Here is a 16,172-nt window from a genome sequence, read left to right as displayed (position 1 = left end):
AATTTCCCCTTTTTGATCAACGATCACAATGCGCTCCTGGGCGCGAGCGCAGACACGACTCATACGCCGACGCATCGCGTGCGCCATTGGGGTTTGGGCGCATGGCGCACGCGCAGCCGTCCGACGACAATCATCGCGCGCGGTCTCTCGCCAGCGACTCGGGCGAGACATCGAGCCCAGCCCGACCGCATCGAACGAAAAACAGAACAAGGAGACATCGAATGCCGACTAATCAATGGATGCGGCAGGCCGCCTGCGCCTGCGTCACGCTGCTAGCACTGGCCGCGCTGCCTGGCGCCGCGCTTGCCAAAGACACTCCGGAAAAACCCGCGCTGACCATGGCAGTCGGCGGTCTGCCTGGCCTCTACTATCTGCCGGTGCTCGCCGCGCAACAGTTGGGCTATTTCAAGGACGAAGGCCTCGACGTCACGCTAGAGGATTTCGCGGGCGGATCGAAAGCATTGGAAGCAGTCGTAGGCGGCAGCGCCGACGTGGGCGCCGGCGCATTCGAGCACACGCTGTTCATGCAGGAGAAAGGGCAGCATTACCGGGCGTTTGCGTTGATGGGGCGCGCGCCGCAAATCGTCGTTGCCGTGCTGAAATCGAAGGCCGATCAGTTCAAGACGCTCGCGGACTTCAAAGGCGCGAAAGTCGGCGTGAGCGCGCCGGGTTCGTCGACGGATCTCGTGCTCACCGTGGCTTTGCGCAAAGCCGGCGTGCAGCGCAACGAAATTTCGGCGATCGGCGTGGGGAGCGGCGCCTCCGTGCTCGCGGCGGTAAGCGGCGGTCAGATCGACGCGCTCTCCAACGTCGATCCGATGATGACCAAGCTGGCGCGCAGCGGCGCAATCAAGGTGCTGGTCGATACGCGCACCGTGAAGGGCACGCAGGAGGTATTCGGCGGGACGATGCCGGCGGCGACGCTGTATGCCTCGGACAATTTCATTCAGAAGTATCCGAAGACGACGCAAGCGCTCGCCAACGCAATCGTGCGCGCGGATCACTGGCTGCAGTCCGCGAGCGATGCCGATCTGCTGAAGATGGTGCCGCCGGCCTATCTGCTCAACGACTCTGCGCTTTATGTCGAGGCCTTTCACAACGTGCGCGACGCTTATTCGCCTGACGGCTTGATGCCCGCGGACGGCCCGGCGACCTCGTTGCGCGCATTGTCCTCGTTCGATAACCGGCTCGATCCGAAAAAGATCGACCTGAACGCGACATATACCAACGACTTCGCCCGTAAGGCCGCGGCCCAGTTCAAGTAGTCGGCGGCTTGGGCTGACCGAGCAACCGGACCGGCCGCGCGCGTCGGGCGCGCGTGGCGGGCGAAAACAACGCTAAGCCCGGCTCCGCCAACTGCGTGCGGCTCAGTGGCCGCAAAAACGTGAAGGCTGCAGAAAGCTCGCGGCCAACAAAATCTCGTAGCCCAACACAAAACTCAGTCGCCGCGATACTCCACCTTAAACTGCGCAGCCTTATCTTCGCCAAGCGCCTGGACGAGCCAGGGCATCTGGTCCTTCAGCGTTTTTGCCAACGTATACGGCGGGTTCAGAATGAACATGCCGCTGCCGAAGAGCCCGAAACCATCCTCTGGCGGATTGCTGACAGTCAGGCTCACGTGCAGCCAGTTCTTATCCTGCAGTTTCTTCAACTGCTCGGGGAAGCGCTGCGACTCCGGGCGCCTCACCTGTGGATACCACACGGCATACGTGCCGGTCGGAAAACGCTTCAGGCTTTCTTCGACGCAGCGCAGCGTGCGAATGTAGTCACGCTTGTCCTCATACGACGGATCGAGCAGCACCAACGCGCGACGCGGAGCCGGCGGCAGCAAGGCAAGAATGCCGTCGAAGCCGTCGCCCGCATACAGCATGGCGCGACGGCCCGCGTCGCGGAAATTGTGGCGCAACACGTCAATTTCGGTGGTGTGTAGTTCGAACAGGCGCATGCGGTCCTGTTCGCGCATCTGCCGCCACGCGATATACGGAGAGCCGGGATAGAAGCGCAACTGGCCGTCCGGATTGAGCGCGCCCACTTCGTCGACATAGTCCGCGAAGATCGGCGGCAGGTCGTCGCGTCCCCACAGTTTGCCGATGCCGGTCCGGAACTCGCCGGTCTTGGTCGAGTAACCTTCCTTCAGCGAATAGACGCCGGCGCCTGCATGCGTGTCGATATACCAGTAGGACTTGTCCTTCTGGCCGAGGTAGCGCAGGAGCTGCAACACGACGGCGTGTTTCAGAACGTCGGCGTGATTGCCTGCATGAAAGGCGTGGCGGTAGCTGAGCATGATGAGGAGACGCTGAAAGAGGGCATGCCGCTCCAGGGCGGATTCGGCGATGCGGATGCAATGCGGCTGCACAATGGGCATGCGGCGCCGGTGTGCAGCGCGGTCGCGTATTGTACGCGACGCCGCGTTGCGCACCGTGCATGACAGCGGATTGCACGCGTGACGCGACCATGGCCGCGAGGCTGCCACGGCCATGTTACGCGCTCACGCGAGTCCGGTCAGTCGTGCGCGTCGCCGATAATTTCCTCGATTCGCGTTTTGATCTCCGGCGTGATGCGCTCGGCCACCTCGGCGGACTTCATGTTCTCGCCGATCTGTTCGACCCGCGATGCCCCCGTGATCACCGTGCTGACATTCGGGTTCTTCAGAATCCAGCCGATCGCAAGCTGGCCGATCGTGCAGCCCAACTCGTCCGCCACTTTGCCGAGCTTGCCGACTACGTTGTTCTTGCCCGCGTCGGTGACCTGCGTGCGCAGCCAGTCGTAGCCCTGCAATTGCGCGCGGCTGTCGGGCGGCACGCCGTCACGGTATTTGCCGGTCAGCAAGCCGGATGCAAGCGGGCTCCAGGTGGTCAGACCGAGGCCGATATCCTCGTAAAGCCGCTTGTATTCCTGCTCGACGCGGTTGCGATGGAACAGGTTGTACTGCGGCTGCTCCATGACCGGCTTATGCAGATGATGCCGCTCCGCGATGTCGTAAGCGGCGCGGATTTCATCGGCGCTCCATTCGGACGTGCCCCAGTACAGCGCCTTGCCGCGGGTGATCATGTCGCTCATGGCCCAGACGGTTTCCTCCACCGGCGTGTTCGGGTCCGGACGATGACAGAACACGAGATCGACATAGTCGAGTTGCAGCCGTTTGAGCGACGCGTCGATTGCGTTCAGCAGATATTTGCGGTTCAGCGTGTGGTACTGGTTCGGCGCTTCCGCGAGTCCCCAGAAGAATTTCGTCGACACCACGTAGCTCACGCGCGGCCACGCCAGTTCCTTGAGCGCCTGGCCCATGATTTCTTCGGATTTGCCGCCGGCATACACCTCGGCGTTGTCGAAGAAGTTGACACCCGCGTCGCGCGCGGCCGCGAGCGATTCGCGCGCCGCGTGGGTGTCCACCTGATTGCCGTAGGTGACCCACGAGCCGATGGACAGTTCGCTGACCTGCAGGCCGGAACGGCCCAGACGTCGATAATTCATGCATGCCTCCTTGTTGGTGATGCCACCGGAATCCCGCCGAAAACGTCCAGTTTAAAGAGATACGTTTCGACGTGCTTTTAACCGGTGGAGTTCACACGGTTCATGCACAATAGCAGCGTCGGCCGCAGTGCAGCATTCAGCCGAACGGTCTATGCCGTTTGGCTGACTTCACGCCGCCCGCGGCCCGTGGTCTCATTGTCATCAACTGCATGGAGGTTCTGGATGTCGTCAACGAACACGAATCTGAGTGGCAAAGTCGCCGTGGTTACCGGCGCCGCAAGCGGCATCGGCAAGCAGATTGCGCTGACTCTTTCCGCAGCAGGCGCGGCTGTCGCGATCGCCGACCTGAATCAGGACGGCGCGAACGCCGTCGCTGAGGAAATCAAAAAGGGCGGCGGCAAGGCAATCGGCGTGGCGATGGACGTCACGAACGAAGACGCCGTCAATCAGGGCATCGACAAAGTGGCCGCGGAACTTGGCTCGGTCGATATTCTTATTTCCAACGCCGGCATTCAGATCGTCAATCCGATCGAAAATTACTCGTTTTCGGATTGGAAGAAGATGCAGGCAATCCACGTGGACGGCGCGTTCCTGACCACCAAGGCGGCGCTCAAGCACATGTACAAGGACGATCGCGGCGGCATCGTGATCTACATGGGCTCGGTCCACTCGCACGAAGCGTCACCGCTCAAATCGGCTTATGTCACGGCCAAGCATGCACTGCTGGGACTCTCGCGCGTGCTCGCCAAAGAAGGCGCCAAGCACAACGTGCGCTCACATGTGGTGTGTCCGGGTTTCGTGCGCACGCCGCTCGTCGACAAGCAGATTCCAGAACAGGCCAAAGAACTGGGCATTAGCGAGGAAGACGTGATCAAGCGCGTCATGCTGGGCGGCACGGTCGACGGCGTCTTCACCACGGTGGAAGACGTCGCGCAAACGGTGCTGTTCCTGTCTACCTTCCCGACGGCGGCGCTGACCGGCCAGTCCTTTATTGTGAGCCACGGCTGGTACATGCAATAAGGAGGTGCCTATGGCGCAACGCAATCTCAAGCGGGCGCGCGTCGGCGCGCCCGGCGACGGGGAAGGCGAGGGCGCCGGTCCGGCGCCCTCCGCGCATCCCGGCCGGCATCTCCACTTGCCCAAGTACGAAACCGTCGCCTTGATGCTGCAAGGGGGCGGCGCATTAGGCGCCTATCAGGCGGGTGTTTTTCAGGGACTTTACGAAGCGGGGATCGAGCCGAACTGGCTGGCGGGCATTTCGATCGGCGCGTTGAATACGGCGATTATCGCCGGCAATCCGCCCGAAAAGCGGGTTGAACGGCTGCTGCAATTCTGGGAAACGATTTGCCAGCCCGCCTTCGGGCCGCCGTTGCCTGCGTTTATCGAGCACGCGCTCTTCAATTCCAGCGACGCCATACGCAAGGCCTTTACGGCAACGCAAGCCGTGGGCGCCATCGTCGAAGGGCAGAAGGGCTTTTTCGTGCCGCGCTTTCCGCCGCCGTTGCCCACGGTGTCCGGGCCGCCGCAATTGGCCAGCTACTACGACACCACGCCGTTGAAGGCCACGCTCGAAGCGTTCTGCGATTTCGACCGGATCAATTCGAAAGAAATGCGCGTCTCGGTGGGGGCGGTCAATTGCGGCACGGGGAATTTTGCGTACTTCGATAACACCCATACAACGCTGAGGCCCGAGCATTTCATGGCGTCAGGCGCGTTGCCGCCCGGCTTCGCGGCGGTCGAGATCGACGGTCAGTACTACTGGGACGGCGGCTTGATGTCGAACACGCCGCTCTATGAGGTGATCCAGTCCACGCCGCGTCGCGACACGCTGGCCTTTCAGGTCGATCTCTGGAGCGCGATCGGACCGGTGCCGGACAATATCACCGACGTCCAAGGGCGCATGAAAGACATTCAGTATTCGAGCCGCACGCGTCTCGTGACCGATATGCTGCAGCGGTCGCAGCGTTTCCGGCACGTGTTGCGCGAAGTGCTGGATCGCGTGCCGTCCGATCAGCGTGACGATCCGTGGTGCAAGTTAGCCGAGGATCTGTCGTGTTCGAAGCGCTACAACGTGGTCCATCTGATCTACCGGCACAAGGAATACGAAGGGCACTACAAGGACTTTCAGTTCGGCCTGTCGACGATGCGCGAACATTGGCAAAGCGGTTTGGAAGACATCCGCCATTCGCTCGCGCAACCCGAGTGGCTCGACATGCCGGATAACGATGCGGGCTTTGTCACGCACGATATCCATCGGGATGCGCGCTGAAAGAGCGACGAGCCTAAGCGCCGCGTGACCGAAGCGCGGCGCGGCAATTGTGGCAGTCCTTGCGGTATCGAAAGCGGCTTTGTTCGAGCAACAAGCAACAAGCAGCAGGCACGTTGCAAACTGCAATCGGGCCACAAATAGAAACGGCGCCCTGAAAAGGGCGCCGTTTCCGCAATCATTCGCAGCAGAGCGCGTGCAATGAATGCCCGCGCCCGCCAGCACCTTACTTCAACACGTGAGCGACCGCATTGGCCACCACGTCGAGATTGCGCGTATTGAGCGCGGCCACGCAGATGCGACCCGTGCTCACGGCGTAGATGCCGAACTCTTCGCGCAGACGGTCCACTTGCGGCGCCGTCAGACCCGAGTACGAGAACATGCCGCGTTGCGCGTTCACGAAGCTGAAATCGCGATCCACTCCGCTAGCCTTCAGGCGTTCAACCAGACCGTTACGCATGGCGCGAATACGGTCACGCATTTCAGCCAGTTCGGTTTCCCACGTGGCGCGCAGTTCCGGCGAGGCCAGCACGGCCGCGACCACCGAGCCGCCATGCGTTGGCGGGTTCGAGTAGTTCGTGCGGATCACGCGCTTGAGTTGCGACAGCACGCGAGCGGCTTCTTCCTTGCTCGCCGTGATGACCGACAGCGCGCCGACGCGCTCGCCGTACAGCGAGAACGACTTCGAGAACGACGACGACACGAACACGTTCAGTTCCGACGCGGCGAAGAGACGCACGGCTGCAGCGTCTGCTTCGATGTTGTCGCCGAAACCTTGGTAAGCGATGTCGAGGAACGGCACCAGGTTGCGCGCCTTGACCACTTCGACAATCTGCTTCCATTGCTCGACGCTCAGGTCCACGCCGGTCGGGTTGTGGCAGCACGCGTGCAGCACGACGACGGTGCCCGCTGCGTAGCTGTTCAGCGCGCTCAACATGGCGTCGAAATTCACGCCGTGGGTTTGCGCGTCGTAGTACGGATACGACACGACTTCGAAGCCTGCGCTTTCGAACAGCGCACGGTGGTTTTCCCAGCTCGGATCGCTGATCGCGACCTTCGCGTTCGGATTCAGGCGCTTCAGGAAGTCCGCGCCGATCTTCAACGCGCCCGTGCCGCCCAATGCCTGCGCGGTCACGACGCGGCCCGCTGCGATCAGCGGCGAGTCGTTGCCGAGCAGCAGTTTCTGCACGGCGGCGTCGTAAGCGGCAATGCCTTCGATCGGCAGATACCCGCGCGGCAGCGCAGCTTCGACGCGAGCCTTTTCGGCGTCGCGCACGGCGCGCAGCAGCGGAATCTTGCCTTCTTCGTTGAAATACACGCCGACGCCAAGGTTGACCTTGGTGGTGCGCGCATCGGCGTTGAAGGCTTCGTTCAGGCCCAGAATCGGGTCGCGGGGAGCAAGTTCGACGGCGGAGAACAGAGACATGATGGGTGGCAGCAGTAGTGAGAAGAGGGCGGCTCCGATCGCGGACGGCCGGCCCAGCGGCGTCCGGCGCAAAACGTGGACGCGCTGCGGGCGGCGGCGACCGAGCGCAACTTCGCATTGTAACGAATTCGCGGCCGTTTTTCGGACGGCAACGCCGCTCGTAGGGAATTTTTTGCTTGAAAAACAGGCACTCCGGCGCCACTTGGCAACAACGGGGCTCCCCGCCAAGCCGCCTGGAGAAAGCCGGAAAGCGGCCCGCAGCCGGCGAAATCAAGGCTCGTGGCGGCAGTTCCGTCGTCGTGAGCCAATGTCGTGCAACTGCGCCCAAAGGGCCACACCATTGCGTCCGCATCTGCCCGCGCAACTCCCCAAAACCCTACGCAGACCCGCTCGATCTTCGATTCACGCAACCCGTTAGAATAGTTCTTTGCCCCCAAGGCCCGGTACCGCCCCCATGTCCGAACAACATCTGACTGAAGCCGACGAAACGCTGGACGAATCCAAATTTGTCCGATTCGAAGGCTCGCCGTTCCAGCTCTACCAGCCGTATCCGCCCGCCGGCGACCAGCCCACGGCGATCGACACGCTCGTCGAAGGCGTCGAAGATGGCCTCTCGTTCCAGACGCTGCTCGGTGTGACCGGTTCCGGCAAGACCTTCACGATGGCCAATACGATCGCGCGGCTCGGCCGCCCGGCCATTGTGTTCGCGCCGAACAAGACGCTCGCCGCGCAGCTCTACTCCGAGTTCCGCGAGTTCTTCCCGCGCAATGCGGTCGAGTACTTCGTCTCGTACTACGACTACTACCAGCCGGAAGCGTACGTGCCGCAGCGCGATCTGTTCATCGAAAAGGATTCGTCGATCAACGAGCACATCGAGCAGATGCGGCTGTCGGCCACCAAGAGTCTGATGGAGCGGCGCGACGTGGTGATCGTCGCCACCGTGTCGGCCATTTACGGTATCGGCAACCCGTCTGAATATCACAAGATGATTCTGACGCTGCGCACCGGCGACAAGCTCGGCCAGCGCGACATCATCGCGCGTCTGATCGCCATGCAGTACAACCGCAACGAGGCCGACTTCCAGCGCGGCTCGTTCCGCGTGCGCGGCGACACGATCGATATCTTCCCGGCCGAGCATGCCGAGATGGCGGTGCGCATCGAGTTGTTCGACGACGAAATCGAAACCCTGCAACTATTCGATCCGCTCACGGGCCGCGTGCGCCAGAAGATTCCGCGCTTCACGGTGTATCCGTCGTCGCACTATGTGACGCCGCGCGATACCGTGGTGCGCGCGGTCGAAACGATCAAGGCCGAACTGCGCGAGCGGCTCGAATTCTTCTATAGCGGCGGCAAGCTCGTCGAAGCGCAGCGGCTCGAACAGCGCACGCGCTTCGACCTGGAAATGCTGCAGGAACTCGGCTTCTGCAAGGGCATCGAGAACTACTCGCGGCACTTCTCCGGCGCGGCGCCGGGCGAGCCGCCGCCTACGCTGGTCGACTATCTGCCCTCGGACGCGCTCATGCTGCTCGACGAATCGCACGTGCTGATCGGCCAGCTGAACGGCATGTACAACGGCGACCGCGCGCGCAAGGAAAATCTGGTCGACTACGGTTTCCGATTGCCGTCGGCGCTCGACAACCGGCCTCTTAAGTTCAACGAGTTCGAACGCAAGATGCGTCAGGTTGTGTTCGTATCGGCCACGCCGGCGGACTACGAGCAGAAGACAGCAGGTCAGGTGGCCGAGCAACTGGTGCGTCCGACTGGCCTCGTCGATCCGGAAATCGAGGTGCGCCCGGCGCGCAGCCAGGTCGACGATGTGCTCGGCGAGATCAACGAGCGCGTCAAGGTGGGTGACCGCGTGCTGGTCACGGTGCTGACCAAGCGCATGGCCGAACAGTTGACCGAGTTTCTGGCCGACCACGGGGTCAAGGTGCGTTATCTGCACAGCGACATCGACACCGTGGAGCGGGTGGAAATCATCCGCGATCTGCGTCTGGGCACCTTCGACGTGCTGGTCGGGATCAACCTGTTGCGCGAAGGGCTGGATATTCCGGAAGTGTCGCTGGTCGCGATTCTCGACGCGGACAAGGAAGGCTTTCTGCGCGCCGAGCGCTCGCTGATCCAGACCATCGGCCGGGCGGCGCGGAACGTGAACGGCAAGGCGATTCTCTATGGAGACAAGATCACGGACTCGATGCGCCGCGCCATCGACGAAACCGAACGGCGGCGCAACAAGCAGATTGCCTTCAACCTGGAGAACGGCATTACGCCGCGCGGCGTGGTCAAGCGCATTCGCGACATTATCGACGGGGTGTACAACGTCGACGACGCCCGCGCCGAACTGAAGGAACAGCAGGCGCGCGCGAAATTCGAGGACATGTCCGAGAAGCAGCTTGCCAAGGAACTCAAGCGTCTCGAAAAGCAGATGATGGAGCACGCCAAGAACCTCGAATTCGAGAAGGCCGCGCAGACCCGCGACCAGCTCGCGTTGCTGCGCCAGCGCGTGTTCGGCGCGAACGTCGGCGATCACGTGTCGGGCGTCGATTAAGTCGTCCGCGCGCCTGGGGCGCGGCAATGCGCCGCGCCCGGTTAATCCATGCCGGGCACTCGCCCGCCATCGCCTCACTTCCTCCCCAGCGCTTCCTTAAGTCTGCCTTAAGACCCTGCTGCCACAAGGCTTGCCGCGCGCTCTCATTTGTTCTCCCTCGCGATCAATGATAAACTCGACCAATATTGAGAATGGTTCGCATTAACGTTCGTAACGGCCAGCCCGCCGGCGATCGATCGGGGCGCTCATGCGCCGCTGCATCGCAAGGCGTGCGCGACGCACTGTTCCAATGGGTTCGATTCCAGTCTGATAAAAACAAGGAGTTTCAATGCGGATTTCTTCATTTGTACGTGGCGGCGCGGCAGCGGTGGCCGCGGTCGCGGCTTTCTCGGCAGCGGCGGCGGAATATCCCATCGGCAAACAGCAGATTCACGGCGGCATGGAAATCAACGCGGTCTATCTGCAGCCGATCACGATGGAACCCGAAGGCATGATGCGCAAAGCCTCGGATTCGGACATCCACCTCGAAGCTGACATTCACGCGGTCAAGAACAATCCGACCGGTTTCGCGGAAGGCGACTGGATGCCGTATCTGCAAGTGCACTATGAACTGACGAAGGCCGGTTCGACTCAGACGCAAAAGGGCGACCTGATGGCGATGGTCGCCAACGACGGCCCGCACTACGGCGACAACGTCAAGCTGCAAGGCCCGGGCAAGTACCACCTGAAGATGATCGTCGAAGCGCCGATGCAAACAGGTCATATGGCGTTCGGCCGCCACGTCGACAAGGAAACCGGCGTGGGTCCGTGGTTCAAGCCGATCACCCTCGAATACGACTTCGCCTATGCCGGCATCGGCAAGAAGGGCGGCTACTGATCGCCGCGCATCATCGCGCGCGAGCACGCGTGGCCGCGCGTGCGCGGGTGATCAGCGAGTGTCAATGAGTGACCGAACGAGGCTGAACGAGCCAGTGCAGCAGACGGCGCGTCGGCGGTCGACCGCCAACGCGCTGCGTTTTCCGGAAGGGCTAATGAGAATCAACCGAAAGATCGCGACCTTCGCCGCCACGATTTTGCTGGCAAGCGCGGCCCATGCAGCCGACCTGCCGACCTTCAAGCTGGAAATGAACGACGGCAAGCTGAACCCGGCCCGCATCGAAGTGCCGGCGGGGCAGCGCATCAAGATCGAAGTGCGCAACACGGGCAAAGGCGCGGCCGAATTCGAAAGCGTGCAGTTGCGTAAAGAAAAGGTGTTGGCGCCGGGCGCGGATTCGTTCGTTGTGATCGCGCCGCTCGAACCGGGCGAGTACAAGTTTTTCGACGATTTCCACCAGCAGGCGCAGGGCGTCATCGTCGCGAAGTAAGGGCTTGGAACGCGAGTGCAGGCCGTGAACGGCCCGTCGTTCGCACAAGCAGTAGAAGGGCAGAGGGAGAGCTTGATGGGGCAGATTCTATTCATCGTGTGGCGGGAAAGTGTCGAGGCGTTGCTGGTCGTCGGCATCCTGTACGCGTGGCTGAAAAATGGCGACGACGACGCGCGCCGCGGTTTGCCGTACCTGTGGGGCGGCGTGGCGGCCGGTTTGATTGCGGCGGTAGCGCTCGGCGCCGCGCTGGTCGGTTTCACCGAAGTGCTCTCCGGCGACGCGCAGGATTATTTCCAGACCGCGATGGTGCTGGTCGCCTGCGTGCTGATCGTGCAGATGGTGCTGTGGATGAAGCAGCACGGCCGCACGCTCAAGCGCGACATGGAACAGTCGCTGCAGAAAAGCCAGCGCGATTCGAACTGGTGGGGTGTCGCGTTGCTGGTGGCCCTGGCGATCGCGCGTGAAGGCAGCGAGACGGTGATCTTTCTGTACGGACTCGGCTTCGGCCAGTCGGGTCACGTGGGCGCCAGCCAGATGCTCGCGGTCGTGATCGGTCTGGCGCTGGCGTTCCTGACCTTCTATATCCTGCAGTTGGGCGGCAAGATCTTCTCGTGGCGGCTCTTTTTCCGCATCACGGAAATCATGCTGCTGTTCCTCGGCGCGGGTCTGTTTCAGACCGGTGTGGACAAGCTGATCGACAAGGAAATCCTGCCGACCATCGTCGGCCAGATCTGGAATTCGTCGGCGATCCTCGACGATTCGAGCACCTTCGGTTCGCTGGTCGCCACGCTCACCGGCTATCGCGCTCACCCGGCGCTGATGAATCTGATCGCTTATGCGGCTTACTGGGGCGTGGTCTACCTGCTGCTGCGCCGCGCGAATCGCAAGCCGGCACGACAAGCCGCTGGGCGCACGGCATGAGTACGGTAATGACCCGCCCGGGCCGCCTCGCCGCGGCCGGGCAGTGGATGCAGCGTCACGGTGCCGCGATTCGCGGCATTCAGTGGGTCGTGGTGGCGGTGTACGCGTTTCTCATTCTGGTGCCGGCAGTGATGCCGCTGCCGGACGACTCGGCGCACTTGTGGAACAACCTGACGCTCGCGGCGCAGTTCGTGTTCTGGGGTATATGGTGGCCGTTCGTGTTGCTCTCGATGGTCATGCTCGGCCGCGTCTGGTGCGGCGTGCTGTGCCCCGAAGGCGCGCTCGCCGAATTCGCCAGCAAGTACGGGCGAGGCTGGGCGATCCCACGCTGGATGCGCTGGGGCGGCTGGCCGTTCGTCGCCTTCGGCATCACCACCATCTACGGACAGATGGTGAGCGTCTACCAGTATCCGAAAGCCGTGCTGCTGGTGTTAGGCGGCTCGACCTTCGCGGCGATGATCATCGGCTTGCTCTACGGGCGTGAGAAGCGTGTCTGGTGCAAGTATCTCTGCCCCGTCAACGGGGTTTTTTCGCTTCTGGCGCGGCTCGCGCCGTTTCACTACAAAGTCGATGAAGAGGCATGGCGCCGTTCGTACAAGAACGGCGAGCATGGGCATCGCGTGATTCCGATCAATTGCGCGCCGCTCGTGCCATTGCGCAACATGAAGGGCGCATCGGATTGCCATATGTGCGGCCGTTGCAGCGGCCACCGCGACGCGATTGCGTTGACGTGGCGCGCGCCGTCGTCGGAAGTGGTGCAGTTGGGCGACAAGCAGGCCAACCCGTGGGACACCGCGTTGATCCTGTACGGCCTGCTCGGCATCGCGATCGGCGCGTTCCACTGGACCGCGTCGCGCTGGTTCGTCGATCTGAAGATTTTCCTCGCGAACTGGCTGGTCGATCACGACATCACATGGCCGCTCGACACCAACGCGCCGTGGTTCCTGTTCACGCATTACCCCGAGCAGAACGACGTCTTCTCGTGGCTCGACGGCACCATGCTGATCGGCTACATCCTTGCCACGGCGCTGGTGTACGGCACCGTGCTGCTAGTGCTGCTGATGGGCGCGACGCGCATGCTGGGGCGCTTCGATGGCGTGCGTCTGCATCATTTGACGCAAGGACTGATTCCGATTGCCGGCGCGGGCGTGTTTCTCGGCCTGTCCGCGACCACGCTGTCGCTGCTGCGCGCGGAGCATCTGTCGTTGTGGTGGGCGTCGGATATGCGTATCGCGATTCTGGCGATTGCCAACCTGTGGAGCGCATGGCTCGCCTGGCTCGTAACGCGCCGCTACAGCGAGCGTTTCGTTCAACGCGGCCTCGCGATGGTGTGGTTCGCCGCGGCACTGGCCGTGGTCGACAGCGCGTGGTGGCTGATGTTCTGGGGCTGGGCTTCCAAGTAACTCATTCGACGCATTAGCGCGCTTGCAGTAGTCCGCGCCTGCCCAAACAAAAAGCCGTGGAGATGAAATCATCCCACGGCTTTTTCATTTTTCGCATGATCGACGCACGTTCAAGCGTGTCGCCGTATCGAGTGAGAACCAAAAAAGCGGCCTGGCTTGCTGCGACGGCTGGCTTGGTGTCTGCACGAAGGGGTCTAGTTCTCACGTGCAAGCCGTCGTGGCTGGCTACTGCCCAACACCTCTCTGGGAGGTGGTCCCCACAATACCCGGTACTAACTGCTGTTCGTTCCTACTTCGTCAGGATCAGCTTGCCTAAGCGCGTTGCCCGCAGCTGGTAGGTCTCGCCGTTATGGACGATGCTGACGTGGCTATGTCCTTGCAGCAAAGCGTCGCTGTGAACGACCCGCTGCGACGTCTCGCCCGAACCGTTGGTGCGATCCGACGCGCCGGGTTTCTGACCGGTCACCGTTGCCGTCGACGTTTTCGGACGGCTGGTCAGCGCGGCAGCCGGGCGGCGCAGGCTGAGTGTGGAAGGGCGCGTGAGATCGGTCATTCGTTTTAGCTGTTAGTCGATTCGATGGACTAATTCTAAATGATAACTATTCCTATTTACAAGAAAGAGAAATTGATCGGATTTGAGTTTCGATAGTGAGAGAGGCTTTAGGGCGGAACAGGGTCGGGAAAACGACCGCCAGGTCGTTCGGCGGTCTTGCGCTCGATGGCGGGCAGCGGTGCCCGCGCGATGTTCAATGCAACGTGCCGGGCTCCTGCTTCGCCTGCACGTATTGACGAATCAGCCGAACGGTGTCGATATCGTTCTCCCGATACGCCGACTTCACGATCTCCTGCGTCTGATGCGCATCCGGATCGGTCGATTCGGGCAGCGTGGTCGCGTATTCGAAGCGCAGGAACAACTGCAACTCGTCCGGCTGCTCGATGGTCATGGTGAGCGAGCCGCCCACGTAGTCGGCCGTCGGCAGAATGTCGTAGCGCACGCTCTGGCTTTCCTCGAGCGTGACGCGGTCGCGCACCGTGGCCTGGCCGTAGTGCAATTCCCGTTCGAGTACGTTGCCTTCGCGCGAAAGGATCGTGCAACTGTCGAGCCCCATCACGAACAACTGCGGCTGTTCGGCGCGCAGCACGAGACCTTCCCACAATTGCGCGCGGGTCATCGATTCGACAAACGGATTCAACGGGTCGTTGATCTGGATAAGGTGTTCGAAATTCAAAACGACAGCTTCCTATGAAAGCGTTTAAGCGACGGCGAGCCCCGAACGGATCGTGATCGAATGCGTGAGGATCTTGTGAACCGGGCACTGGTTGGCTATCTGCAAAAGCCGTTCCCGCTGCTCGTCGGACAGATCGCCTTCGAGCACGATCTTACGGTCGATGGTCGTGCCCGCGTCGCCGGTTTCGAGCGACAGCGTCACGCGCACGTCGGCGAGCGGCCAGTCCTTGCGCTGGGCGTACATCTTCAGCGTAATCGACGTGCATGCGCCGAGGCTCGACAGCAGCAGCGAAACGGGCGTCGGCCCGCGATCACCGCCGCCGAGCGACTCGGGTTCGTCGGCTAGCCATGTGTGCTTGCCGTCGTCGAAATGAACCTGGAAATTCGTCGAGCCGATGTGGGCGGTGACGGTGGACTCTGCCATGCGCGCTCCTGAACAGGGACGGAAATTGCCGCGCGCCACGGCCCGTTATCAGTGAACGGCGTGGCGCGCGGCCTGAATTGCTATTGTGAACGAATTTACCGGCCTTCGCGCCTTAGCTGCGACACGCTCGCTGGCGATTCAATGCGTGATCGCGCCCATGCGCCCAGCCTGGTAGTCGACGACGGCTTGGCGGATCTCGTCTTCCGTGTTCATCACAAACGGTCCGTAGCGCACCACGGGCTCCTTCAGCGGCACGCCGCCTAGCAGCAGCACCTCGAGCGGCTCCGCGCCCGCGGTGAGCGTCACCGAGTCTCCGTCGTTCTGAAACACGACCATTTTCTGCGCGTCGATTTCCTGACGCGCTTCGCCTTCGCCGTAAAAGCCCTTACCGGACAGGCTGTACGCAAACACGCGATAGTCGTCCGGCACTGGCTGCCGGATCGTCGCTCCAGGTTGCAGCGAGAAATGCTGGTACAGGATCGGTGTACGCGTTTCGATTGCTGCTTTAACGCCGAGCGCTTCGCCGGCGATCACCTTGACGCGCACCTTGCCGTCCGCGGAGGTCGCCACGGGAATGCTCGCTGACGGCATCTCCTGGTAGCGCGGCGCGATCATCTTGTCGCGACGCGGCAGATTCACCCAGAGCTGCAGGCCGTGCACGCGTCCGCCCGTGCGCACGAACGACGGGTCCGGCATCTCGCTGTGCACGACGCCCGCGCCCGCGGTCATCCATTGCACGTCGCCGGCGTGCAGGGTGCCGGAGTGGCCGGCAGAATCCTTATGGCCGAACTGGCCCTCGAGCACATACGTGACCGTCTCGAAGCCGCGATGCGGATGGTCCGGTGCGCCTTTTGCCTCGCCCGGCGCGTAGTCGATCGGCCCCATTTCGTCGAGCAGCAGGAACGGATCGAAGTCCATCAACAGGCGGGTCGGAAACGGGCGGTGGACGATAAAGCCGCCACCCTCGGTCGTGCGAACGGCCGGAAAGGTACGTTCGATCGTGCGGGTCGTGCTCATCAAAGTCACCTCAAAAAATCGGGAATAGCGTTATTTTTGAAACATGGAGCTATTATAGGGACCGTTTTAGGGGGTGCCAGCCGTCCTCACGCAATGGATTG

15 protein-coding genes are annotated in these 16,172 nt (G+C 62.1%); 8 read left to right on the top strand and 7 right to left on the bottom strand.

Going from position 1 to position 16,172, the window contains the following annotated elements; all coding sequences use genetic code 11:
• Positions 1-221 precede the first annotated feature (221 nt).
• On the top strand, positions 222-1,265 hold the full coding sequence (locus B0G71_RS13810) for an ABC transporter substrate-binding protein (protein ID WP_116142421.1): 1,044 nt from the start codon (positions 222-224) through the stop codon (positions 1,263-1,265).
• A 173-nt stretch (positions 1,266-1,438) separates the two neighbouring features.
• On the opposite strand, the gene B0G71_RS13805 is transcribed toward B0G71_RS13810, so the two are convergent.
• Entirely contained in the window at positions 1,439-2,284 is an 846-nt protein-coding gene (locus B0G71_RS13805; RefSeq protein WP_116148591.1) for a 23S rRNA (adenine(2030)-N(6))-methyltransferase RlmJ, read from the bottom strand.
• A gap of 218 nt (positions 2,285-2,502) precedes the next feature.
• A complete protein-coding gene (locus B0G71_RS13800) occupies positions 2,503-3,474 on the bottom strand; it encodes an aldo/keto reductase (protein WP_116142420.1) in 972 nt (323 codons plus the stop codon).
• Between the two features lie 222 nt (positions 3,475-3,696).
• Here B0G71_RS13800 and B0G71_RS13795 point away from each other — a divergent pair, with 222 nt between their 5' ends.
• Both B0G71_RS13795 and B0G71_RS13790 read left to right on the top strand, forming a co-directional pair.
• Positions 3,697-4,494, top strand: a complete 798-nt coding sequence (locus B0G71_RS13795; protein WP_106285035.1) for a 3-hydroxybutyrate dehydrogenase — start codon at positions 3,697-3,699, stop codon at positions 4,492-4,494.
• A gap of 10 nt (positions 4,495-4,504) precedes the next feature.
• Positions 4,505-5,743 carry a patatin-like phospholipase family protein gene (locus B0G71_RS13790; RefSeq protein ID WP_116142419.1) on the top strand — a complete coding sequence of 413 codons (1,239 nt, stop codon included), beginning with the start codon at positions 4,505-4,507 and terminating at the stop codon, positions 5,741-5,743.
• A 223-nt stretch (positions 5,744-5,966) separates the two neighbouring features.
• On the opposite strand, the gene B0G71_RS13785 is transcribed toward B0G71_RS13790, so the two are convergent.
• Positions 5,967-7,166, bottom strand: a complete 1,200-nt coding sequence (locus B0G71_RS13785) for an amino acid aminotransferase (protein ID WP_116142418.1) — start codon at positions 7,164-7,166, stop codon at positions 5,967-5,969.
• A gap of 454 nt (positions 7,167-7,620) precedes the next feature.
• Here B0G71_RS13785 and uvrB point away from each other — a divergent pair, with 454 nt between their 5' ends.
• The 5 genes from uvrB (at position 7,621) to B0G71_RS13760 (ending at position 13,402) form a co-directional block, all read left to right on the top strand.
• Positions 7,621-9,714 (top strand): excinuclease ABC subunit UvrB, encoded by a 2,094-nt coding sequence (gene uvrB, locus B0G71_RS13780; RefSeq protein ID WP_116142417.1) that lies wholly within the window; start codon positions 7,621-7,623, stop codon positions 9,712-9,714.
• 328 nt (positions 9,715-10,042) lie between these two features.
• Entirely contained in the window at positions 10,043-10,591 is a 549-nt protein-coding gene (locus tag B0G71_RS13775) for an iron transporter (protein WP_116142416.1), read from the top strand.
• A 154-nt stretch (positions 10,592-10,745) separates the two neighbouring features.
• Complete coding sequence (locus B0G71_RS13770) at positions 10,746-11,078, top strand: cupredoxin domain-containing protein (RefSeq protein ID WP_106285048.1); 333 nt, start codon at positions 10,746-10,748, stop codon at positions 11,076-11,078.
• A 75-nt stretch (positions 11,079-11,153) separates the two neighbouring features.
• On the top strand, positions 11,154-11,999 hold the full coding sequence (locus B0G71_RS13765; RefSeq protein ID WP_116142415.1) for an FTR1 family protein: 846 nt from the start codon (positions 11,154-11,156) through the stop codon (positions 11,997-11,999).
• Positions 11,996-13,402 carry a 4Fe-4S binding protein gene (locus B0G71_RS13760; protein ID WP_116142414.1) on the top strand — a complete coding sequence of 469 codons (1,407 nt, stop codon included), beginning with the start codon at positions 11,996-11,998 and terminating at the stop codon, positions 13,400-13,402. The genes B0G71_RS13765 and B0G71_RS13760 overlap by 4 nt, the downstream gene beginning before the upstream one ends.
• A gap of 289 nt (positions 13,403-13,691) precedes the next feature.
• Here the strand turns inward: B0G71_RS13760 and B0G71_RS13755 are convergent, their stop codons facing one another.
• The 4 genes from B0G71_RS13755 to B0G71_RS13740 form a co-directional block, all read right to left on the bottom strand.
• Positions 13,692-13,955 carry a hemin uptake protein HemP gene (locus tag B0G71_RS13755; protein ID WP_116116440.1) on the bottom strand — a complete coding sequence of 88 codons (264 nt, stop codon included), beginning with the start codon at positions 13,953-13,955 and terminating at the stop codon, positions 13,692-13,694.
• 193 nt (positions 13,956-14,148) lie between these two features.
• Positions 14,149-14,631 carry an SRPBCC family protein gene (locus B0G71_RS13750; RefSeq protein ID WP_106285027.1) on the bottom strand — a complete coding sequence of 161 codons (483 nt, stop codon included), beginning with the start codon at positions 14,629-14,631 and terminating at the stop codon, positions 14,149-14,151.
• Between the two features lie 24 nt (positions 14,632-14,655).
• On the bottom strand, positions 14,656-15,054 hold the full coding sequence (locus B0G71_RS13745) for an OsmC family protein (protein WP_116116442.1): 399 nt from the start codon (positions 15,052-15,054) through the stop codon (positions 14,656-14,658).
• 138 nt (positions 15,055-15,192) lie between these two features.
• Positions 15,193-16,071 carry a pirin family protein gene (locus tag B0G71_RS13740; RefSeq protein ID WP_116116444.1) on the bottom strand — a complete coding sequence of 293 codons (879 nt, stop codon included), beginning with the start codon at positions 16,069-16,071 and terminating at the stop codon, positions 15,193-15,195.
• Positions 16,072-16,172: the final 101 nt, after the last annotated feature.

It is taken from the genome of Paraburkholderia sp. BL27I4N3, from assembly GCF_003386115.1.
GTDB lineage: Bacteria > Pseudomonadota > Gammaproteobacteria > Burkholderiales > Burkholderiaceae > Paraburkholderia.
This window is presented reverse-complemented; position numbering and strand designations above follow the sequence as displayed.

Coding starts and splice junctions, on each gene's coding strand:
- B0G71_RS13810 (WP_116142421.1), top strand. CDS start 222: ATGCCGACTAATCAATGGATGCGGCAGGCCGCCTGCGCCTGCGTCACG.
- B0G71_RS13805 (WP_116148591.1), bottom strand. CDS start 2,284: ATGCTCAGCTACCGCCACGCCTTTCATGCAGGCAATCACGCCGACGTT.
- B0G71_RS13800 (WP_116142420.1), bottom strand. CDS start 3,474: ATGAATTATCGACGTCTGGGCCGTTCCGGCCTGCAGGTCAGCGAACTG.
- B0G71_RS13795 (WP_106285035.1), top strand. CDS start 3,697: ATGTCGTCAACGAACACGAATCTGAGTGGCAAAGTCGCCGTGGTTACC.
- B0G71_RS13790 (WP_116142419.1), top strand. CDS start 4,505: ATGGCGCAACGCAATCTCAAGCGGGCGCGCGTCGGCGCGCCCGGCGAC.
- B0G71_RS13785 (WP_116142418.1), bottom strand. CDS start 7,166: ATGTCTCTGTTCTCCGCCGTCGAACTTGCTCCCCGCGACCCGATTCTG.
- uvrB (WP_116142417.1), top strand. CDS start 7,621: ATGTCCGAACAACATCTGACTGAAGCCGACGAAACGCTGGACGAATCC.
- B0G71_RS13775 (WP_116142416.1), top strand. CDS start 10,043: ATGCGGATTTCTTCATTTGTACGTGGCGGCGCGGCAGCGGTGGCCGCG.
- B0G71_RS13770 (WP_106285048.1), top strand. CDS start 10,746: ATGAGAATCAACCGAAAGATCGCGACCTTCGCCGCCACGATTTTGCTG.
- B0G71_RS13765 (WP_116142415.1), top strand. CDS start 11,154: ATGGGGCAGATTCTATTCATCGTGTGGCGGGAAAGTGTCGAGGCGTTG.
- B0G71_RS13760 (WP_116142414.1), top strand. CDS start 11,996: ATGAGTACGGTAATGACCCGCCCGGGCCGCCTCGCCGCGGCCGGGCAG.
- B0G71_RS13755 (WP_116116440.1), bottom strand. CDS start 13,955: ATGACCGATCTCACGCGCCCTTCCACACTCAGCCTGCGCCGCCCGGCT.
- B0G71_RS13745 (WP_116116442.1), bottom strand. CDS start 15,054: ATGGCAGAGTCCACCGTCACCGCCCACATCGGCTCGACGAATTTCCAG.
- B0G71_RS13740 (WP_116116444.1), bottom strand. CDS start 16,071: ATGAGCACGACCCGCACGATCGAACGTACCTTTCCGGCCGTTCGCACG.